This window comes from Paenibacillus hemerocallicola, assembly GCF_006265175.1.
Lineage (GTDB): Bacteria > Bacillota > Bacilli > Paenibacillales > NBRC-103111 > Paenibacillus_AB > Paenibacillus_AB hemerocallicola.
In genome coordinates this window covers 1-17,457 of record NZ_VDCQ01000007.1, presented here as the reverse complement: position 1 = coordinate 17,457, position 17,457 = coordinate 1, and the positions used below count along the sequence as shown (strand labels likewise).

Sequence of the window (17,457 nt, the reverse complement as noted above, 5' to 3'; positions counted from 1 at the left end):
CTCTCTTGGTATAGTACTTAGAGGAACAGGCTTCGTACGAAGCCGACGGAAAATATGGATGAGGAGGTGCGTTCCATGTCGAACGCATTGAAGATCGGAATTATCGGATTGGATACGTCCCACGTTACCGCTTTTACCCAGCTGTTGAACGATTCCACCCATGCGTATCATGTGCCAGGGGGCAAAGTCGTAGTCGCTTTTCCGGGCGGGTCGCCGGATTTCGAATTGAGCATTTCCCGGGTGCAGGGCTTTACCGACAAGCTGCGCGACGAGCAGGGCGTCCAAATCGTCGACTCGGTCGAAGCGGTAGCCGAGCTGAGCGATGCGATTTTGCTCGAATCGGTAGACGGACGCGTGCATCTGGAGCAGTTTGCCAAAATCGCGCCGTTCGGCAAGCCTGTGTTCATTGACAAGCCTCTTGCGGTAACGTCGGAAGACGCCAAGCAAATCGCGGCTTTGGCGGCCAAGCACGGCATCGCCGTCATGAGCACATCCGCGCTCCGTTATGCGGAAGGACTGACGGAAGTATTGGCCAATGCCGAGAAGGGCGCGATCATCGGCGTAGACGCATACGGTCCGATGGCCATCCAGCCGACTCAGCCGGGCTACTATTGGTATGGCATCCATACGGTCGAGATGGTATTCGCCGTACTCGGCAAAGACTGCGTCGACGTAACGGTGACGACGAACGACGACCACGACGTTATCGTCGGACGTTGGGCGGACGGAAGAATCGCCACGGTTCGCGGCAACCGCAAGGGCAACAACCAGTTCGGCGCGACGGTGCATCGGGAGAAGGGCAGCCAGTTCGTGGACGTGTACGCGCACGCGAAGCCTTACTATGCCAGCCTGCTGGAGCGGATCGTCCCGTTGTTCAAGGGCGAAGGCGCGGCTATCGATTTCACGGAAACGATCGCGGTCATCCGCTTTATCGAAGCGGCCAACGAGAGCCGTCTGAACGGCAAAACCGTAGCGCTGTAATACAAGCGAAGATCGGGGCGGGGAGAGCAAGTTTCCCCGCCTTTTTTCGATGCAGCGGAATTTTTAAAAGGCCGGCGGCAGCTCCAGGCAGAGCGACCGAATGACGTCGACGGAAGCTAGCCTCCTCATGCTTGACTGTAAATGATACAGTTATTTTCAGCAAATTCGCGATATTCGCCGAAATAAGCGGAAAATATGCAGGTAAATCACTACCAGACCGAAAAATGGGTGTAAACAAGCTAGAATAACTGTATATTTTCCAGTTCACCACGGCAGCGAGGCAAGTCTTCACCGAAATAGCTGCATATTTTCTGGTTGTTGAAAAAGTCAAAAGAGAGATTTGTCATACAAAAAGCGGTGGGGGAAGTGTGCGGAAAGCGAAGCGGTTGACTTTAAAATCGTGTTGTAACCGCTAAAATCTTAAAACCAACACGATGTTAACGGATGTGGAGCGCATTCCCCCGCCTCTTGTTTCCGGCGCTCCCTCTCTTTGCAGACTTTTTCAACAGCCTCATGCTGTACAGTTCGTCTGCGTGATTCATCGTTTTTTAAGGAATCGGCCTTCTATACGGCCTGTACGGCGGAGCAACTTGACTCTTTTCAGGGCCTGGAAATGACATTATAATGGAGATTGGCGTAATGCCAAATACATAATGCGAAGTTTGCCTATAGAAATACATGTATATATCATGAATTTACAAGGGGGCGCCCATGAGCTATTCGCTGGAGCAACTGAACCGTGACGGCATACCGAAGCTGCTGCACGGCATTTCCGACAAGGCGGAATGGGAGGCAAAGCGGCAATCGATCATGCGTCGATGGCTGGAGTGCATCGGCGGCTTGCCGGAGTCCGTTCCGCTTCGCTACGAGGTATTGTCGGAAACGGAGGAAGAGCGGCACGTCCGACGGCACCTTCGCTATGATACGGCAGACGGGGATACGGTGACCGCGTACCTGCTCGTGCCGAAGCGCGGCTCGCGGGAAGCGGCCGCGAGGCAGCCGGCGGTCCTGGCGCTTCATCCGACGTCGAACGAGGGCAAGGCCGACGTGGCCACCCCGCAGGGACGTCACAACCGGCGCTATGGCGCGGAGCTGGCCGATCGCGGTTATGTCGTGCTCGCGCCCGATACGATCACCGCGGGCGAACGCGTCTACGAAGGAGCATCTCCTTACCAGACGGCTCCATTCTACGAGCGATATCCGCAGTGGACCGCAGTCGCGAAGATGATCGCCGACCACCGGCAAGGAGTGGACCTGCTCGTATCGCTCGACTATGTCGACGCCGGCAGGATCGGGGCAATCGGGCACTCCCTCGGAGGCTACAACGCGATTTTCCTCGCGGTCGCGGACGAGCGGATCCGGGCGGTCGTATCGAGCTGCGGCTACGCTACGTTTACGGGCGATCCGAATCCCGGACGTTGGGGACGAAGAGACTGGTTCTCGCACATTCCCGTCATTACCGACGAGCTGGAGCGGGGAATCGTGCCGTTCGAATGGCACGAGATCGCGGCTTTGGCCGCACCGACGCCCTTGTTCAACTGGAGCGGCCAAGCGGACAAAATATTCCCTCATTGGGAGCCGATCGCCGAATCGATGCGCGATTTGCATGCGCTGTACGAATGGCTGGGCGAACCGGAACGCATGCTCTCATTGGACGGCACGAGCGCGCACGATTTCCCCGGTCCCGTAAGGGCCGCCGCATACGATTTTTTGGATACGTGGCTGAAGCGCCATAGCTGAAATGAGATAACGTCGTAGAAGCGGAGCCGGAAGCATCCGATTTTCGCGTGCGGACGATATGTGGAGGAATGGTTGAAATGGCCGAACAACCTAATTCGAATCGACAATGGAAGACGATATTCCCTTTGGATGGCGACATGCTGAACGAATATGACGGCGAGCTCCGCGACGGACGGCTGCACATTACAGTCGCCATAGCGGGGCCCGGCGGATGCCGCGTTGCTGTCAACGGTGTCGAAGCAGTGCCGCGGGACGGGGGTTATTATGCGGTAATCGCATTGGACGGGTACAGCAACACGATCGCGATCGCCGATGAAGAAGCCGGTTACAGCGACAGTCTGGTCGTGTACTGGCTAAAGCATGCGACTAACAAATATCGGATATCCGTGGACGACAATATTTGGTTTCTGAAAGATATCGCGCAAAATCGCGACGTTTACCGGTCTATCTTCGATAATCCGTATTTGGCCATGTATAAGGACGTGCACGACGCGTACGGGACGAAGGTGCAATTTAACCTTTATTATCAGACGGAAGGGTTCGACCTATCCCAAATGCCGGATACGTACAAAGAGGAGTGGAAGGCGAATTCGGATTGGATCCGGTTGACGTTTCATGCCCTGCAGAACGACCCGGATAAGCCATATATCAACGCCGGGGCGGACGAGGTCATACGGGACTGCGAGCGGGTGACGGAGCAAATTATCCGCTTTGCGGGAGAGGAGCTTCTCGATCCGGTAACGACGATCCATTGGGGGGAAGCTACTCGCGAAGGATGCAGAGCGCTCAGGGAATACGGCTTCCGCGGCTTGGCGGGCTATTTCGTATTTGCCGACGGGAAACCGGTTGTTTCTTACTATTTGGACGCCAGCCAGACCGCGCATTTGAACAGGCGGGATTTCTGGAAGGATCATAGCGAGGATATGGTTTTCGTCAAAATCGACGCGGTGCTCGACCGGCTCAAGAAGGACCAAATCGTTCCGGAGCTGGAGCGGGTCAAGGCACTGCCCGGCGAAGCGGGCTTTATAGAAATGCTCATCCACGAGCAGTACTATTACACCCATTATAGTGCGTATCAGCCGGATTACCGGGACAAGCTGATGACGGCGGCCAAATGGGCGAGCGAGAACGGATACGCTCCGGCCTTTTTGAGCGAATGCCTGTTCGAATAGCAGGAGAAAGCCGCTGAATATGGAATCGGAAACAAAAAACCGCAAGGCCTACGGCCGTGTGGTTTTTTTTGTTGAGGAGCATAAATGTCAGCTTCGGATCAACGTTCGCTGCTGCGAACGAATGCCAGTATAATATTTTGCGGATGATCCCCGAATCCGGAGCCGAACAAATTTGGGCCGCCCTTGTTCGCGGCGTCTTCGCTTACTTCGAAACGGACGCGGATCGGCTCGCGATATGAAGGCCGAGCATGTCGAGCGTGGTCTCCGCACCCTGCAGCCCGTTGATGAAGCTGCCTTCCTTCGTCACCTTCCATTCGGCAAGCGTTCCGTACTCGGTGCCGTGAAACCAGCGATCCGGCGTCAATTTGCCTATAAGGTCGCCGAAGTCGCTCGGGCTGGTCCATGTTCCGACGAGCAAATCGTGTTCGGTAATGCGTCAGGCGGGGTATCGGATCATTTCTTGCTTGAATTCGCGGTGAAAATCGGCGGAGTCGCCCAGGGGATGGAGAACGTTGCCTAGCTACGGTCGACTTGTACGTAAGCTATACCAACAGGTAAAAATCGAGGAATCGCATGGAAAGGGCGGATGTCCCGTTAGCCAATCGTCCCGAATGACCGAATCGGCAATCTACAGGTCCGTATCGCCAATGGTGCTGCGGTCCTGTTTTTTTATATAGTGGATTAGGCAAGAGTGCTATCAGCCAAAAATGAAGCAAGCTGCATCGGATCGCAGCGAAGGGGTACAGCCATATGGAAAAACGGAACGGCGTCATGCTCGAAGCGCTGAAAAAGCAATTCATCGAGCCGGACGACGAATTTTCGCCTATGCCTTTCTGGTTCTGGAACGGACGTATGGAACGGGAAGAGATAATCGGACAAATTCGCGATTTCCGCGAAAAGGGGGTAGCGGGCTTCGTCATTCACCCGCGGCTCGGTTTGTGCGAATCGACGCCTTATTTATCGGACGGCTACTTGAATTTGGTGGAAGCGGCGGTAGAGGAAGCGGAACGGCTTCATATGAAAGTCATCCTGTATGACGAAGCGATGTATCCGTCCGGGTCGGCGATGGGGATGGTCGTACGCGACAACCCGGCGTACGCGAGCCGCGGGCTGAAGATGATCGAGATTCCATGCGAAGGAGGCAGCGAATTTCCCGTAATCCTTCAGGACGGCGAGACATTGGTATCGGTGCAAGCAGTGGCGAAAACATTCGACGGCGGGATCGATCCCGCCAAAGTGGTGCTGCTCGGGGCCGGGAATACCGATAAGGTTGCTTTTCAGCCTCCGGACGGCGGAAGCTGGTCCGTCCTGCTGTTCGTGGAGACTTATTCCAAAGGGGTTATACGCGGCGTTTATTTCGGACAGGATGATGTCGATCCCGATGCACCGCCGTCGGCCGACCTGTTGAATCCGAAGGCAACGGAAACGTTCATCCGATTGACGCACGAAGCTTATTACGGGAAGCTGCAGCGGTTTTTCGGAAGCACCGTGATCGCGATGTTTACGGACGAACCGAACATTTTGGGGCGTAAGCCGATTCGCGACTTGAAGCCTTGGACGGACGGATTTCTCTCCTACGCCCGGCGCTTCGGCTTGAAGGAGGAGCAGCTGCCGGCACTCTGGCTCGATGCCGGACACGGGACCGGAGACATTCGTGCCGCCTATCAAAAAGCCGTAAATGCCAAGCTGACCGACAGCTTTTACCGTCCGCTCTCGGTCTGGTGCGAGGAGCATGGCATCCAGTTGACCGGGCATCCCGGCCATAGCGACGAGATCGGCCTGCTCGACTATTTTCAGCTGCCGGGCCAGGATATCGTTTGGAGAGTGGTCGAGCCGGGCGGGGACAAAGGGCTGCAAGGGGCGGGCAGCACACTCGGCAAATGCTCGTCGGACGCGGCGCGCCACCGGGGCAGAAGACGGAATTTGAACGAATGCTTCGGCGCCTGCTTCAAGGACGGGCTGGGCTGGCATTTTACTGCCGACGAGATGAAATGGTACATGGACTGGCTGTTCGTCCGCGGCGTCAATCTGCTCGTGCCGCACGCGTTCTATTACTCCATCGAAGGGGAGAGGCGGGACGAGCGTCCGCCGGACGTAGGCCCGAACAGTATTTGGTGGCCGCATTACCGGCACATCAGCGACTATATGAGACGGATGAGCTGGCTCATGACGGACTCCGTCAACGCGGCCCGGACCGCGATTTTATGCGAAGAAGACCGGATGCCTTGGGAAATCGCCATTCCGCTCTACCGAAGCCAGATCGAGTTCAACTATTTGGAAGAGCGGTTGTTCACCGATTCGTGCATGCTGCGCGACGGCGAGGCGCGTATAGGCGACTATGGCTATTCGGTCATTATCGTCGATCGGCCGGAGCAATTTTCGGCGAAGACGAGGAGCAGGCTGGAGGAGTTCGTACAGTCGGGCGGAACGGTAATCGTCGTATCGGAGGAGGCGTCCGAGTCAGGGGACTTGGAGCTGGCGGAAGCACCGGTTGCGGCCGGGGTGGATACGGCATTGGCGGCATTGCCGGTCGCTAGTTACTCCGGGTCTCAACATGCGGTCTCCGGTTCGGAGCTTCCCGCTCTAATCGACAGGCTCATTGCTCGCGATGTCGGGCTAAGCCCTGCGGCTTCCGATATTCGCATCAGCCACGTTCGAAAGGAGGGTGCCCACTTCTATTTGTTGGTCAATGAAGGCGAGGAACGTTGGGAAGGCATTGCCCTGCTTGGAACAGCCGGCTTTGTGGAGAAATGGGATCCGTGGACGGGAGGCTCGTCCGTACAGCCGGTGCTTCCGACGTCGGGGACCGGGCGATCCGTCCGTTTGCCGGTTGCGCTGGAACGGAGGGAGAGCGTCATTCTGTGCGTCGACCCGTCGGGAACGCCCGTCGTAGCCGCATCGGTCGCGACATCGCACACGATGCGCACGATCCGCCTCGATGCAGGATGGACCGCGACCGTATCCGGGACGAAGGACGATGAGTGCGTCAGCTTCGGCGCGGTCGAGCTCGGCTCCTGGACCGGATGGGACGGGATGGAGCACTTTTCCGGCAAAGTCGAGTACGGGAACGAGTTCCATCTGGAGCAGGAGGACGTCGGCGCGGGCCGGAGCATCCGTCTCGATCTGGGCGAAGCGGAGGAAATGGCCTCGGTCGAGCTGAACGGCACGGAGCTGGGCGTCCGGTTCTGGAAGCCGTACCGGTATGCGGATATTTCCGCGGCGGCCGTACCGGGCTTAAACCGGCTTCGCGTCACGATTGCCAACAGCTTGGCGAACGCCTACAACGAAGCCTCGCTGCCGTCCGGCCTGTTCGGGCCGGTAACGGTGGACATTGCGGAAACGAACGAATAGAGCGGAACGCGCGTTTCCTTGCAGAATACCTTCCGGCGCCCGATGGCAGACGGAAGGTTTTTTTCGAAAGGCGCCCCATTATTTTTTTCTGCACCTGCCCCCGGGTTTCCGTTATAATCAGTACGATAAGCTAGATGTACCGGTTAGCGGGGTATCGCGAGGGCAGCGCATGGATCGATTTCGCGATATCGCGGCTTATACCCCGAACCGTTCTACGGATGGAGGCTGCGCCATGACGATCAAATGGATCGACTTGTCCCGGAATCAAATCGATATATACGAGCAGAAGCATATGGGCGGCCATCTCGTATCCGAGCACCATCACCAGACGCATCAGCTGCTGTTCGTGCTGGAGGGCGAAGGCAAGATCAGGCTGGACGGGGAAACGCATGAGCTGGCCGTCGACGATACGGCCCTTATCGTTCCATTCTCCAACCATTCCGTCATGTCGGATTCGAGATTGACGCTGCTCGTGCTTGCGTTCGACGAAGCGGCGCTCGATCCGGAAATGGCCGAGCAGCTGCTTCGCACCCATTTTCAAGCATCGATTCTGATGAAGCCGAACTTGTTCATCGGAAGCGAGCTTCGCCAGCTGCTGCGGAAAATGCTGTTCGAGCAGTCCAAGGAACCGACTGCGCTCGGCAGGCTGTCGCTCAAAATCCAGCTGTCGCAGCTGCTGCTGGCGCTGGCCCGGTCGATCCAATCGCAAGCGGTCGGAACCGGCTCGAACCGGCTCCGCGCGGAGAAAATACGCAGCTATATCGACTCGCACTATTTCGATCCGCTGACGGCGGTCGATATCGCTTCCAAGCTCGGAATAAGCACCCGTCACGTGAACAATATTTTCAAGGAACGGTACGACATGACGCCGATGCAATATTTGACCGAGGTGCGCATCCGCCTCGCCCAGAAGCTGCTCGCGGAAACCGGCAAAGATATTATTTCGATCTGCTTCGAGGTCGGATACGACTCGGTCTCCACCTTTTACCGTTCGTTCAAGGCCGTCGCGAAAATATCGCCGAAAACATACAGAGAACTGAACACGCCCGAGCAGGCCGAATAGGCTGGCTGGCCTTACCGGATCGTTGCGCAAAGCCCAATTTATGCCGCGCAAAAACGAAAAAAACGACGTGCTCCGCTTGAACGATCAAGCAAGGCGCGTCGTTTTTTTGTACGAGAGCATACTCCGCATACGATCTGGAGGCTTCTTGGTGGGCATTCCATGACGTTGCCCGTAAATAGAGGAACTATACTCCGTTATTGTCCCCAAATGCGATACACTCTAGAAGATAACGGCTCAGGCTTCCGTTAACTCGATCTTTCGGGGTGAAAATGATCGTGAACAGCGGAATAGCGGAACGGTTTTCCGTTATTTTGCAATCAACGAGAGTACTCGGGTCAATAGCATATCCCAGTTCCGCTCCCTCTGGTTTTAAGGGGTTTTCTCACGCATGCCCGCGCATATTTGCTGGATTCGCGGTCCCTAAAGGCGCCGCCCAAGGCGGCCTGCCTTCACCGATCATACGGTTACATGCACTCCTGTACGCGAATGAGGCAGTCGTAGTTTTTAAGCCTTTCGTTTTTAAGCCTTTCATTCCCGGGAGTCGTCCGCAGAGGGTTTGAAAGTCCCGATCGTTTCCGTCAGCCAGTCGCGGTCGCATTTCAACAGCGCAATCCGGTGGCCGATGGACAAATCGACTCCGCTGCCGTGACCGTGCCGGGGTACGGAGGTGAACATGGCCAGCAGCCGCTCCGTTCGTTTCAGCCTTTCCTCCAGCAAGGTCAGCGCCTCCGGGGAGGGAAGATGATCGATGAACATAAGGCCGATATCGCCGGATGGCGTTACGTTTTCCACACTGGACAATATGCTTCGCAGAAGCTCCTGAAACCTGGCTTCGCCGCTCGCCGTAATCGAATAAATTTGCCGGGGCGGCCGGTTCCCCTCTTGCTCCACGCTCACGTCGACGTAGCCGGCTTGATCGAGTCTTTTCAATATCGAGTAGGCCGTCGCCTTTTTCATATCGGAAACCCGTCCGAGGTTGCGTTCTATAAATTCGTTGATCTGATAGCCGTGCTGGCTTTGCGCCATCAGCAAGCCCAATACGAGCAGTTCGCGTTCATCCATGCGGGCCGATCCTCCTAGCTGGTTCCATTCCCATTATAAATACTGTTGACTGGAAGATCAAAAGTTGATAACCTACTCATGTGTCATTAATCACGCGTGACTATAGGCGTTCGAATAAGGCGTCCGGAGCGCGGAGGAGGTTTTATTATGTACGGTTTCTGGCTTTTCATTCATTTATCCGGGTTATGCGTCTGGCTCGGTTCTCTCGTCGCCGTGGGCATCCTGCTCTCCGCCATGAAGAAGCAGATCCATTCCGCGGACGTAGGGGCGTTGGTCAAGAAAACGGTACGCACGTTTAATTTCCTCACCCATCCGAGCGCGTTTCTCGTGCTGATCAGCGGCGTGCTCATGCTGCTCCAGATGGGACTCGGATCGGACAAGCCGTTCTGGATGATCTACATGGAACGCGTCGGCGGCATGGTCATCCTGCTCTTCATTATCGTCATCTCGATCATGGGCAGACGTCTCGTGAAGCGGATATCCGGCGGCGGCGTCCAATCGGCATCGTCTTCCATTTCTTCTTACGTAACGGGTCTCGCGGTCAGCTCCGCATTGGTGTTCTCGATCATTTTCGTCGTCAGCGGCAAATATTAGGCTAGGAACGGGCGCCCGGAGGGAGGGCGCTCTTTGTTTGGATTCCCGTAAAAATCGCTCGCATTACCGCTTATTCCGAATATCGCTTCCGAAATTAAGAATCGGCTTCCCGGAGTTGTAAGAAAAGCGCTTTCGCTTCGGCTACAATACGGGTATACGAAGGAAGGGAGCAATGAACAATGGCAGTGCGCAATATCGGAATTATTATGAATGGAGTTACCGGGCGGATGGGGACGAACCAGCATTTAATCCGCTCCATTCTGGCTATCCGCAATCAGGGCGGCGTCGCGCTTCCGGGCGGGGACGTCATCATGCCGGACCCGATTCTGGTCGGCAGACAGGAGAACAAGCTGCAGTCGCTTGCCGCGTCGCACGGAGTCGAACGCTACAGCACCGATCTGGACGCTTGCCTGGCCGATCCGTATAATGAAATCTATTTCGACAGCCAAACGACGGTACGCCGTGCGGAAAGCATCAAGCAGGCGATCGCCGCAGGCAAACATATTTATTGCGAGAAGCCGACGGCCGTCGATCTCGAGGGATCGCTCGAATTGGCCCGCATCGCGCGCAAGGCCGGAGTGAAAAACGGCGTCGTGCAGGACAAGTTGTTCCTGCCCGGTCTATTGAAATTGAAACGGTTGATCGACTCCGGCTACTTCGGACGCATTCTGTCCGTACGGATGGAGTTCGGCTACTGGGTATTCGAGGGCGATTGGCAGCCGGGACAGCGTCCTTCGTGGAATTACCGCAAGGAAGACGGCGGCGGCATCATCGTCGATATGTTCGCGCACTGGCGCTATGTGCTCGATAATTTGTTCGGGGAAGTGAAGTCCGTTTCTTGCCTGGCGGCCACCCATATCCCGAAACGGTTTGACGAGCAGGGCGCTCCTTATGAATGTACGGCGGACGATGCGGCTTACGCGACGTTCGAGTTGGAAGGCGGCATTATCGTGCAGGCGAACTCGTCCTGGGCCGTGCGCGTCGACCGCGACGATCTGTTGACGGTTACGGTCGACGGAACGGAAGGCAGCGCCGTGGCCGGCTTGCGCGATTGCAAAGCGCAGCACCGCGTCAATACGCCGAAGCCGGTATGGAATCCGGACATTCCGAATCCGTTCAAATTCCGCGATCAATGGGTGCAAGTACCGGACAATACGACGTTCGACAACGCTTTCAAAGTACAATGGGAAATGTTCCTGAAGCATATCGCGATCGATACGCCGTTCCCGTGGGACTTGCTCGAAGGCGCGAAGGGCACCCAGCTTGCCGACCTCGGCCTGCAGTCGTGGAGCGAGCGCCGTTGGATCGACGTGCCGCAGCTGAGCCTGTAGGGGAGGGAGCCCATATGTCAAAATCATTGCTCCTCCCCCGTGCGGGGGGACAACTGTATGAATACGCCCCGGGCAAAGCAGCCTCGTTCTCCGTGCCGACCAAGCCGTTCACGGGCCGAATCGCCTTCTCCGCGGCCCATGTCGTCTGCGATCCGTTCGCCGACGCCGATCCGCTTCACCAGGCGCAGATCGATTGGAACTCGACGCTGGCGTATCGCCATCATCTGTGGTCGCTCGGCCTTGCCGTAGCGGAGGCGATGGACACCGCACAGCGCGGGATGGGGCTCGATTGGAACCGCTCGAAGGAGCTGATCCGCCGTTCGATCGCGGAAGCCCGTTCGGTCGGGGGGAAAATCGCCTGCGGCGCGGGGACCGATCATTTGGCGCCGGGACCGGCCGTAACGCTTGCCGATGTGGAAGCGGCCTACGAAGAGCAGGTCGGCTTCGTCGAGGGCGAAGGCGGTCAGGTCATCCTGATGGCCAGCCGGGCTCTCGCGGCATGCGCGAAAGGTCCGGACGACTACGAGCGGGTATACGGCCGCATATTGGGCCAAGTGAAGCAGCCGGTCATCCTGCATTGGCTGGGCGATATGTTCGACCCCGCTCTCGCCGGATATTGGGGCTACAAAGACGATTTGGATGCGGCGATGGACGTTTGTCTGAGAGTGATCCGGGCGAATGCGGACAAGGTGGACGGGATCAAAATATCGCTGCTCGACGCCGGCAAAGAAATCCGGATGCGCCGGCTGCTGCCGGACGGAGTCAAAATGTATACGGGCGACGACTTCAACTATCCGGAGCTGATCCGCGGCGACGAGCAAGGATACAGCCATGCGCTGCTTGGCATCTTCGACGCGATCGCGCCGGCGGCGGCACAGGCGCTGCATGCGCTGGACGCGGGCGATCTGGTCCGCTACGAAGCGATCATGGAGCCGACGGTCGCCTTGTCCCGGCATATTTTCCAGAAGCCGACTTATGCCTACAAGACGGGAATCGTGTTCATGGCCTATTTGAACGGCCGTCAAACGCACTTCCGCATGATCGGAGGAGCTGAAGGCTCCCGCTCGATCGTCCATCTGGCGGAGCTGTTCGTGCTCGCCGACCGGGCCGGGCTGCTGGCCGATCCGGAGCTTGCCGTCGAACGGATGAAGCCGGTGCTGGCACTGGCGGGTATCCGCGCACAATGACCAACAACCAGGGAGCGGTTGCGCGCCGACGTTACTCGGGGGCGCCGCGTCTTGTCCGGCATGGACACGACACGTGAAGCTTTTCGGGCACATTTTAGGCGCAACCGTTTCTATATCCGGGAGGGGAACGGCATGGAACCTCTTCGTTCCATAGATAGACTCAGCTTGAACCAAATTACGACAGACCGGCTGAATATGCGCGAGGCGGTGGACGCGTGCGTCCGCGCCGAAGTTCCTTGGATCGCGCTCTGGCGGCACAAAGTAGCAGAAGCCGGACTCGCTGAGAGCAAACGGCTCGTGCGCGACGCCGGGCTGCGCGTCTCCAGCTTGTGCCGCGGAGGTTACTTTCCCGCCGCGACCGCTGCCGAACGGAAGGAGCGGATGGACGACAACCGCCGCGCTGTCGAGGAAGCGGCCGAGCTCGGCACCGACGTGCTCGTGCTCGTCTGCGGCCCGGCGCCGGACCGCGACATCGACTTCGCCCGCAAAACCGTCGAGGAATCGATCGCGGAGCTTGCGCCGTTCGCCCGTTCGCACGGGATCAAGCTCGGAATCGAGCCGCTTCATCCGATGTACGCCGCCGAGCGCTCCGTCATCAATACGCTGGCGCAGGCGAACACGCTTGCCGAGAAATTCGAGGCTCGGGATGTCGGAGTCGTCATCGACGCGTTCCACGTATGGTGGGACCCGGAGCTGTACGCGCAAATCGAGCGGGCGAAGGGCCGTATATTGGGCTTTCACGTATCGGACTGGATCGTGCCCGTACCCGATCTGCTCATGGGCAGGGGAATGATGGGCGACGGCGTGATCGAGTTGCGCCGGATGCGGCATGCCGTCGAGGCGGCCGGCTATGCCGGCGCGATCGAAGTGGAAATATTCAACCGGCAAGTATGGGATATGCCCGGGGACGAGGCGTTGTCGCTCATTAAAGAACGTTATTTGCAGCATGTATAGCGCCGCTTGATTCGGCGTCATTCATTCTAGGCGATCCCTTTGAGGGCCGGGAGGCAGGGCTTCCCGGCTCGCGGGGCCTATGCCGCCATGGAGGGACCATTTGTGAGGATATGTCGGGCTGCACTTATCGGTATCGGGGGATTTGGCGGCCAGCACGTGAAGACGATGCTGGAATTGGCCGGCGAGAAGCGTCTGGAAATAACCGCATTCGCCGAATTGAACGTCGGAGCCTACCGGGCCGCGCATGACAAGCTGACCGAGGCGGGCGCCGTTCACTATACGGACTATGTAAAGATGCTCGAGGAGCATCCGGAAATCGATTTTGTCGCGATCGCCACGCCGATTGCCGCCCATAAGCCGATGTGCGTCAAAGTGATGCGGATGGGCTTTCACGTGTTGGTGGAGAAGCCTCCGGCCGTTACGATTCAGGACATCGACGAAATTATCGCCGCCCGGCAGGAGAGCGGCCGTTTGTGCCAAGTGAACTTCCAGAATACTTCGGGGCAGGCGTTCCGGCGCTTGCTCGAGCGGCTGAGTGCCGGAGCGATCGGTCAAGTGAAGCATGTGACGGGGGTGGGCATGTGGAAAAGACAGAGGGCGTATTACGATCGGACCCGATGGGCGGGCAAGCTCGTCTGCGACGATCAATACGTGCTGGACGGAACGTTCAACAACCCGCTCGCCCATCTGCTCAACAACTGCCTGCTCGCGGCCGGAGTCGCCGAGGATCCCGGCTTGCTCCCCGTATCGGTGCAGGCCGAGCTGTACCATGTCAACGATATCGAGGGCGATGACGTCTCGTGCATCCGCGCCGTCATGCCGAACGGCGCGGATGTTCATTTCTACGCCATGCTGTGTCATGAGGCCAACGAGGTTCCTTCCATCACCATCAAGGGGACGGAAGGCGAGGCTTTCTGGAGTTACACCCACAAGCTGACGATCCGCGGCCGCGACGGCGAGGAGAGCCTGGCGTTCGGCTCGACCGAATTGGTGCGCAATATGTATTTGAACCTGATGGAGGCCATCGGCGGCTCCGGCGAGCCTCTTTATTCGCCGATCGAGGCTTGCCGCAGCTTCGTCTTGACGTCCAACGGCGCTTACGAATCGGCGGGTGCCGTACGCGCGATTGCGGGCAGCTATGTGACGGAGCTGGAGGACGGCGACTCCACGGTGCGTCTGCTGCCCGGCTTGTCCGAACGGATGAAGGACGCCGCGGCGAAACGGCTGCTATATTCCGAGTATCCGTTGCCTTGGGCGACGCCGACGAGTCCGTTCCGGATGGAAGGCTACGGCCGGTTCGAGCTGCCTGTCGGTATGCTATAGACGGCATCGCTTGCACATACCGCATTGCCCTATACCGCATTGCCACATACTGCCTTGCCACATACCGCATTGCCACATACCGCATTGCCCTATACCGCATTGCCCTATACCGCATTGCCACATACCGCATTGCCATATACCGCATTGCCACATACCGCATTGCCACATACCGCATTGCCATATACCGCATTGCCATATATCACATTGCCACATACCGCCTTGCCACATACCGCCTTATGACGCATATCCCTTATGGCCGCCCTCGGAGTGGGGCGGTTTTTGTTTGTCCGTGGCACGTAGTCCATGAGGGCCGGGCAATCAGCATATTTGCGGACGAAAGTGCATGTACCGCGGAGCGGTGAGGGCCGGCCGGCTTTTGCCGGTTTTTGCGGGACCGCGAATCCAACAATTAGCGGTACTGGCGTATGTTAAGGAGTCAGATCCTTGTGCCGATCGCAACATAACGGAAAACCGTGCCGTGCCGCTATTCCGCTATTCACCAACATTTGCACCCTCAAGATTAAGAATAACGGAAGCCTGATCCGCTATCTTCAAGAGTGCAACGGAATTCGGGACAATAACGGAGTATAGTTCCTCTATTCCGCTGGTCATGAACATTTGCACCCTCAAGATTAAGAATAACGGAAGCCTGATCCGTTATCTTCAAAAGTGCAACGGAATTCGGGACAATAACGGAATATAGTTCCTCTATTCCGCTGTTCACCAACATTTGCACCCTCAAGATTGAGAATAACGGAAGCCTGTTCCGTTATCTTCAAGAGTGAGCCGGAATTCGGGACAATAACGGAACATAGTTCCTCTATTTCCGGCAACACATTGCACCCGCTTCATCAAAACGTCTCCAGGTTGTATGCGGACTATGCTGTCGTAGCTTTTTAGTCCCCGGCAGGTAGTCCATGAGGGCAACCCGGTTTGAACTTGGGTGTAGCACGTTCCATTCCCTTGCTTCCCTATTTTATAGCCTTCGCTTAAGCACCTTATCCGTACAACTCCTCCGTGTCCCGCGGCTGATGCAAAAAGGAAGGAATTACGATATAGTATACGTAGTCGTCAATATCCGGAAAAGAGGCCTTACCGATGAGAATCACCGTAAAAGATATTGCCAAAATCGCCGGCGTGACCCAACCTACCGTTTCCAAAGCGCTGAATAACGAGCCAGGCGTGAGCGAGGAAACGAGAATACGTATTCTGAATATAGCCAAGGAGCTCAATTACGTTCCGAATTTGGCTGCCAAACGGCTCGTCACGCGCCAATCCAACTGCATTGGATTGATTTGGCCGAGAACGGAAGGTTTGTTTTATTATCATCTTTGTCGTGCGATCCAACTAGAGGTGGCGAATCGAGGGCTCACGTTTCTAATTTCCGTGGCCAATCCGGCAGTGGCCGTACATACGTTTAACGAGCATTTCGTAGACCGGATCCTGTTCTGGGAATCTTCGGGGTGGGTGCCCGACATGTCGTTCATGAAGGAGATGGAAGCTTTTCAGGGCGAGTTGCTGCTGATGGGCGGGGCCTCGCTGGAAGGCGCGCACCGTATCGAGATTGACCGGAAGAAAGGGATATACAAGGCGATGCGGCACTTGGCCGAGCTCGGTCACCGCAAAGTCACGTTCATCGGTCGCGCTTCCGATAAGCTAAGCGGCTATATGCAGGGAATGGTGGAGTTCCGGATGGAGCATCATCCCGATTACCTCATCCAGCGCGAAGGGAAGGAGTTTCCGGCGAAGGCGGTGGAGGAGATGCTGTCGCGGCCGGCCGAAGATCGGCCGACGGCGTTGATTTTGGATAGCCAGGGCGTATTGTTCCAGATGTTGAAATGGTTCAGGAAGTACCGGATCAGCATCCCGGACGATATGTCGCTGATCGTGTACGACGATGTGCCCGAAATGCAGGAGCTGCTGGACGTACCGCTGACCGTCGTAGGTCCCGGCATTACCCGGCTTGCTTCAAGCGCTATCGAAATATTGGCGGGCGAGCTCGGCCCGAAGGGCGGACCGGAACAACCGCAAGGGCCGTCCCGCGCAAATATCATAATCGAGCCCGATCTGGTCATACGGGAATCCTCGAGACCGGTCCGGAGTTGAATAGGCAGGAGACTGCGGCTCGGGGCCAAGAATGAGATTCCGGGCGAGGAATACCCCACTGCAGTGAGGAATATGTCGCTGTGGGGAGGAGTCAGCTAATGTACTGAGGAATAAGCCGTTATAGTCCGTAAGAGGCCTCCGTTAGCCAACGGTAGGAACTTATGTTCGCTAATAGTGAACCAAAGTGTTACTGCTTAGGTCCCTATTTCGATTTTTCTAGATATCGGTTATCGAAAACCAAGTCCGGGAACTTGGAAAGCAGAATGTAAGGCGAAGCAGAGTGCCGAAAAGATCATTGAAATCAGTCAGTAAAGGCGGTGCTGACGAAATAGAAGCCTTTTGGCCAGATTTCATTCATCCTTGCCACAATAAGGTTGGTTTCAGCACTGTCCGCATCGTTTTCCCGCTTCGTGCCGACTTTAGTGCCCGTTTCAACCTTATTTCCTTTAGCAAGCCGGGTTTCGACAGGAATTTATCCATCTGCGTCACAAATAAGGTTGGTTTCAGCACTATCCGCATCGGTTGCCCGCTTTGCGCCGACTTTAGTGCCCATTTGCAGTTAGAATAAAAAGTAGACACCGCTTAATGTCACG

At 56.8% G+C, this 17,457-nt stretch carries 14 protein-coding genes; 12 read left to right on the top strand and 2 right to left on the bottom strand.

The features are described from left to right. Nucleotides 1-75: 75 nt before the first annotated feature. The 3 genes from FE784_RS06890 to FE784_RS06880 all read left to right on the top strand — a co-directional run bounded on the left by FE784_RS06890 (nt 76) and on the right by FE784_RS06880 (nt 3,893). On the top strand, nt 76-981 hold the full coding sequence (locus FE784_RS06890) for a Gfo/Idh/MocA family protein (protein WP_139601408.1): 906 nt from the start codon (nt 76-78) through the stop codon (nt 979-981). Between the two features lie 711 nt (nt 982-1,692). Continuing rightward, nucleotides 1,693-2,721, top strand: a complete 1,029-nt coding sequence (locus FE784_RS06885) for an alpha/beta hydrolase family protein (RefSeq protein ID WP_139601407.1) — start codon at nt 1,693-1,695, stop codon at nt 2,719-2,721. Between the two features lie 77 nt (nt 2,722-2,798). Continuing rightward, entirely contained in the window at nt 2,799-3,893 is a 1,095-nt protein-coding gene (locus FE784_RS06880; protein WP_139601406.1) for a hypothetical protein, read from the top strand. A gap of 202 nt (nt 3,894-4,095) precedes the next feature. Here FE784_RS06880 and FE784_RS06875 read toward each other — a convergent pair whose 3' ends face one another. Beyond that, nucleotides 4,096-4,311: a hypothetical protein gene (locus tag FE784_RS06875; protein WP_139601405.1), complete on the bottom strand. Its 216-nt coding sequence runs from the start codon at nt 4,309-4,311 to the stop codon at nt 4,096-4,098. A gap of 332 nt (nt 4,312-4,643) precedes the next feature. On the opposite strand from FE784_RS06875, the gene FE784_RS06870 reads away from it, so the two are divergent. Beyond that, nucleotides 4,644-7,244 (top strand): glycosylhydrolase-like jelly roll fold domain-containing protein, encoded by a 2,601-nt coding sequence (locus FE784_RS06870; RefSeq protein ID WP_246131932.1) that lies wholly within the window; start codon nt 4,644-4,646, stop codon nt 7,242-7,244. A 169-nt stretch (nt 7,245-7,413) separates the two neighbouring features. After that, nucleotides 7,414-8,307: a helix-turn-helix transcriptional regulator gene (locus tag FE784_RS06865; protein ID WP_246131931.1), complete on the top strand. Its 894-nt coding sequence runs from the start codon at nt 7,414-7,416 to the stop codon at nt 8,305-8,307. A gap of 528 nt (nt 8,308-8,835) precedes the next feature. Here the strand turns inward: FE784_RS06865 and FE784_RS06860 are convergent. Then, on the bottom strand, nt 8,836-9,369 hold the full coding sequence (locus FE784_RS06860; protein WP_139601404.1) for a PadR family transcriptional regulator: 534 nt from the start codon (nt 9,367-9,369) through the stop codon (nt 8,836-8,838). 147 nt (nt 9,370-9,516) lie between these two features. Between FE784_RS06860 and FE784_RS06855 the strand changes: the two genes are divergently transcribed. From FE784_RS06855 to FE784_RS06825, 7 genes are all read left to right on the top strand, one after another. Next, a complete protein-coding gene (locus FE784_RS06855; protein WP_139601403.1) occupies nt 9,517-9,963 on the top strand; it encodes a hypothetical protein in 447 nt (148 codons plus the stop codon). Between the two features lie 179 nt (nt 9,964-10,142). After that, on the top strand, nt 10,143-11,294 hold the full coding sequence (locus FE784_RS06850) for a Gfo/Idh/MocA family protein (protein WP_139601402.1): 1,152 nt from the start codon (nt 10,143-10,145) through the stop codon (nt 11,292-11,294). 14 nt (nt 11,295-11,308) lie between these two features. Continuing rightward, nucleotides 11,309-12,481 (top strand): dihydrodipicolinate synthase family protein, encoded by a 1,173-nt coding sequence (locus FE784_RS06845; protein WP_139601401.1) that lies wholly within the window; start codon nt 11,309-11,311, stop codon nt 12,479-12,481. 132 nt (nt 12,482-12,613) lie between these two features. Continuing rightward, nucleotides 12,614-13,435, top strand: coding sequence for a sugar phosphate isomerase/epimerase family protein (locus FE784_RS06840; protein WP_139601400.1), 822 nt, complete (start codon nt 12,614-12,616; stop codon nt 13,433-13,435). A 102-nt stretch (nt 13,436-13,537) separates the two neighbouring features. Next, nucleotides 13,538-14,758 (top strand): Gfo/Idh/MocA family protein, encoded by a 1,221-nt coding sequence (locus tag FE784_RS06835; RefSeq protein ID WP_139601399.1) that lies wholly within the window; start codon nt 13,538-13,540, stop codon nt 14,756-14,758. 1,098 nt (nt 14,759-15,856) lie between these two features. Further along, nucleotides 15,857-16,864 (top strand): LacI family DNA-binding transcriptional regulator, encoded by a 1,008-nt coding sequence (locus FE784_RS06830; RefSeq protein ID WP_139601398.1) that lies wholly within the window; start codon nt 15,857-15,859, stop codon nt 16,862-16,864. 280 nt (nt 16,865-17,144) lie between these two features. Next, the gene (locus FE784_RS06825; RefSeq protein WP_139601397.1) at nt 17,145-17,432 is read left to right on the top strand and encodes a hypothetical protein; all 288 of its coding nucleotides are present in this window, start codon (nt 17,145-17,147) and stop codon (nt 17,430-17,432) included. Nucleotides 17,433-17,457 lie beyond the last annotated feature (25 nt).